Source organism: Dethiosulfatibacter sp. (assembly GCF_983023055.1).
The window spans coordinates 1-4,164 of sequence record NZ_CEZJXU010000218.1 but is presented as its reverse complement, the minus strand read 5'-3'; the positions used below and the strand labels follow the sequence as shown (position 1 = coordinate 4,164).

The 4,164-nt window shown below is 37.0% G+C and carries 6 protein-coding genes; 3 read left to right on the top strand and 3 right to left on the bottom strand.

What is annotated here, in order from left to right; translation table 11 throughout:
- From AC3AX0_RS08390 to AC3AX0_RS08380, 3 genes are all read left to right on the top strand, one after another.
- Positions 1-582: AAA-type ATPase lid domain-containing protein (locus AC3AX0_RS08390; protein ID WP_487549848.1), on the top strand; the 582-nt coding region annotated here is incomplete at its 5' end.
- Between the two features lie 14 nt (positions 583-596).
- Entirely contained in the window at positions 597-1,793 is a 1,197-nt protein-coding gene (locus tag AC3AX0_RS08385) for a trans-sulfuration enzyme family protein (RefSeq protein WP_487549847.1), read from the top strand.
- Positions 1,794-1,980: 187 nt separating this feature from the next.
- A complete protein-coding gene (locus AC3AX0_RS08380) occupies positions 1,981-3,339 on the top strand; it encodes a Na+/H+ antiporter NhaC family protein (RefSeq protein ID WP_487549846.1) in 1,359 nt (452 codons plus the stop codon).
- Positions 3,340-3,402: 63 nt separating this feature from the next.
- On the opposite strand, the gene AC3AX0_RS08375 is transcribed toward AC3AX0_RS08380, so the two are convergent.
- The 3 genes from AC3AX0_RS08375 to AC3AX0_RS08365 all read right to left on the bottom strand — a co-directional run bounded on the left by AC3AX0_RS08375 (position 3,403) and on the right by AC3AX0_RS08365 (position 4,134).
- Positions 3,403-3,546, bottom strand: coding sequence for a YvrJ family protein (locus AC3AX0_RS08375; protein WP_487549845.1), 144 nt, complete (start codon positions 3,544-3,546; stop codon positions 3,403-3,405).
- Positions 3,547-3,659: 113 nt separating this feature from the next.
- The gene (locus AC3AX0_RS08370; RefSeq protein ID WP_487549844.1) at positions 3,660-3,872 is read right to left on the bottom strand and encodes a DUF2922 domain-containing protein; all 213 of its coding nucleotides are present in this window, start codon (positions 3,870-3,872) and stop codon (positions 3,660-3,662) included.
- A gap of 34 nt (positions 3,873-3,906) precedes the next feature.
- Entirely contained in the window at positions 3,907-4,134 is a 228-nt protein-coding gene (locus tag AC3AX0_RS08365) for a DUF1659 domain-containing protein (protein ID WP_487549843.1), read from the bottom strand.
- Positions 4,135-4,164 lie beyond the last annotated feature (30 nt).

Below are 4,164 nucleotides of genomic sequence, written 5' to 3'. Positions count from 1 at the left end.
AGAGTGCTTCAGGATAAAAAAATCAGGAAACTTGGTAGCAATAAAGAAAAAGAAATCGATGTTAGAATTATATCCGCAACAAACCAGAATTTAAGAGAAATGGTTGAAGAAAATAGATTCAGACTGGATGTGTTTTATAGGATTAATATTTTCTCATTGACAATACCACCGCTAAGAGAGCGTATTGAAGATATTAGGGTTCTGGTTGATTATTATACTGAAGAGTTTTCACAAAAGTATGACAAGGACATAGAAAAAATCGAAGGAGAATCACTTCGAAAGTTACTGGATTATGAGTGGAGTGGAAATGTAAGGGAGCTTCAAAACATTATCGAAAGAGCAGTTGCATTAAATTATTCGGGTGTAATTAAACCGGAGGACTTGATTTTAAACAAGTCAAAAAATAAAGAGTTAAGTAATACTTCAAATTCGCTTAAGGAAACAATAGAAAGAGTAGAGAAAGAAATGATAGCCGATGCGCTGAAAAAAAGTACAAGCATTAGAGGCTGTGCAAAATCACTTGGTGTAACTCACACATTATTGATTAATCGAATGAAAAAGTATGAAATATACAATAGCTAAATGGAGGAAGTAAAATGAAGAGTGACACTATGACTAAAAAAGATATTATGACTAGAGCAGTAAGATCGGGAGAATACAGTCCGAAATCAACTTCAGCACCTAAAACTGTACCAATTTACATGAGTTCATCATTTGCATTTGATGATGTAGAAACATTGGAAGAAATATATGCTGGTAAAAGTGAAGGGTATGTTTATTCAAGGATGGCTAATCCGGGCCATGATACCTTGAAATCAGTTGTAGCAGAGATTGAAGAAGGTGAAGGAGTCGAGGTTTATAGTTCGGGTATGGCAGCTATTACAATGTCAATTATGGCCCATGTACAATCCGGCGATCATATCATTGCAGGGAATGTACTCTATGGAGGAAGCTATCAGTTTTTAAGAGATGAGTTGAAGAAATATGGTGTGGAAGTTACCTTTGTAGATATGGAAAAAGATGACCTTAGAGCAAAGTTCAAAAGCAATACAAAAATGTTTTTTACAGAGACGATATCAAATCCACTAATGGCAGTATTTGATATTAGAGCCGTTGCAGACATGTGTCACGAAAACGGTGTCAAGCTTTTGATAGACAATACATTTGCAACACCGGTAATTTGCCAGCCATTGAAACTAGGCGCAGACATAGTTATATACAGTGCAACGAAATTCATGTGTGGACACAGTGATATCATGGCAGGGATAGTAGTTTCAGATAAGGAAACCATAGCTAAAATCCATCACACAGGGTTGCTGTTTGGACCAACAATGAGTCCTTTTGACAGCTGGTTACTTACTAGAAGTTTAAGAACGTTGAATTTAAGAATTAGACAACATTCAGAAAATGCATTGAAACTGGCGAAGTTCTTTGAAAACCATGAAAAAGTCAAACGTGTATTTTATCCTGGACTTGAGTCAGCTGAAGATCATGGACTGGCAAATGATATGTTCAATAATAATCTTTTCGGTGGAATGCTGAGCATAGATTTAGCTGGAGGAGACAAGGCGGTATGTGATTTAATAAGCAATTTGGAATCAATTAAATTTGTACCTAGTTTAGCTGGTGTAGCAACCTCTGTTTCAGTACCAGTTAGAACATCTCACAGAGCACTATCTGATGAGGAATTGATAGAATCAAATATTTCAAGAGGTATGTTGAGAATTTCAGCTGGATTGGAAAATGCAGATGATCTCATAAGAGAATTTGAAGAAGGACTTGCAAAATTATAAAAGAGTATTTAAATTGCTTAAAAGGTAATCCAGATGTCTGGAAATGATTAAATGCTAAAATCATTAGTGTTTGGATTACTTATTTAATAAAACAAGAAATCATATGAATTCATATTAAGTATTAAAAATCACAGTGAGATAATTCATTAATCCCGGGAAAACGTTTAATAAAAAAATGGAGGAAATAATGGAAAACAATTCAATAAAAGCAAATGGAAAGGCACTTATTCCTTTTCTAGTGTTCATAGTAGTTTATCTAGGTAGTGGTACTTACCTTAGCTTGAAGGGTGTATCAATGGCATTTTATCAATTTCCAGCACCTGTAGCAGTATTTATGGGAGTGGTAACAGCATTCATAATGTTTAAAGGAAATATCAATGACAAGTTCTCAAGTTTTGTCAAAGGATGCGGACATGAAGATATTATCGTCATGTGTACAATTTATTTACTTGCAGGGGCTTTTGCAGCAGTTTCAAGGTCAATGGGTGGGGTTGAATCTACTGTAAATCTAGGGTTGACATTTATTCCGGCAAAATTCATAACAGCGGGATTGTTCATTATCGCAGCATTCATATCTATTTCAACAGGTACATCCTGTGGCTCTCTTGCAGCAGTGGCTCCGATTGCTATTGGTCTTGCTGACAGTGCAGGTCTTGGATTGGCTATAACTCTTGCAGCAGTTGTCGGAGGAGCAATGTTTGGTGACAACCTGTCAATAATATCAGATACAACAATTGCAGCAACACGAACCCAGGGTTGTGAAATGAGGGATAAATTCAAGGTGAATATTTTTATTGCCATGCCGGCAGCAATCTTAACGGTTGTTCTGTTGGTGATCTTTGGAAGTCCTATAATAGCAGTTGAAGTTCAAAGTTTCGATTATAATTTAATAAAGGTATTGCCGTATGTATTTGTATTGGTTTTGGCCATTGCAGGATTGAATGTATTTGTAGTATTGACTGGAGGTATAGTGCTTTCAGGCATAATTGGAATAGCCTATGGGGATTTAACACCTTTGACAATGGCACAGGAAACTTTTAATGGTTTTGCAAGCATGAATGATATATTCTTGGTTTCCATGCTTACAGGGGGTCTTGCTCACATGGTGACAAAAGAAGGTGGATTGGAATTCCTAATTCAGAAAATCAAGAGTAAAATCAAGGGTAGAAAATCTGCTGAGATAGGTATAGCAGCCATGGTGTCAGTTACAGATATGGCAATTGCAAACAACACTGTTTCAATCATCATTGATGGACCAATTGCAAGAGAAATTGCAGAAGAGTATCATGTAGATCCAAGAAGAAGTGCATCTTTACTTGATACATTTGCATGTATTACCCAGGGGATGATACCTTATGGAGCACAGATGTTAATGGTTAGCAGTTTTACAGCTGGTGCTGTAACAGCAATTGATGTAATGCCACTACTTTGGTACCAGCAATTGTTGGCAGTTTCGGCGATTCTATCAATATTTATACCTTTTGCTGATGGTATTATTAAGAAGAATCCATGGAATTGGGAAAAAAAAGAGCAACAAGCAAATTAATGAAGTGAAATAGTATGAAGCAAAAAAACACGGGCAAATTTCATTAGTCCGTGTTTTTTCGTTTCACCTCAAATTCATTATGCTTTTGGTCAGCTCAGTGATGCTCTCAGTGAGCAAATTAAGCTTTCCTTCTACCCGTACCAGCAAATATGTGGCTACGGCTATTGGAAAGCCAACATTTGCTATTTGGTCATAAAGATTTTCCATAAGCTCCTCCTCTTTAATTTTTTTCTGATACTCCTTGCTACTGCAAAGTAATCTCTTGATGTTTGGTATTCTAGGTCAAAAAAAGGGAGAAGGCTTATCCCTCTCCCTTTGAGCTAGATAAGCTCATTTATTGTAGTTGTTGTTACCTTTGCTCCAGCAACGCTTACAAGGTCTCCGCCTGAAGTGTTGAAGATATTCTTTGCAAGCATATCGTCCATCACGGCCTGTACTTCAACATCTGTAACGTCCGGTCTAGGATCGTCTATGGAATAGCTTGCGCTATTGTCCGCAGTATTCTTAAAACGCATAGTCAGTTTAGTAGCCATTTAATCACCTCCTTTTCATGGATTTAATAATTCATTACACCTGGTCTACAAGATCGTATTCTTCGCTTTTTCTTACAGCGATTACAGGTTTTTCCTGTAGAGATACCATTCCTGATGCTACGGAATAGATGTCTTCGTCTGTTGCTGCAGGTTTAAGCTTTGAATACGACTTGTTTTTTGTAAGGGTGTTGCCGTCTCCGTCAACGCCATTGTTCAGTACAAGTGTTACCTTGCCTTCAAGTTCAGTAGATACTATTGCCATGTTATCACCTCCTTTCACTAGGTATATGTG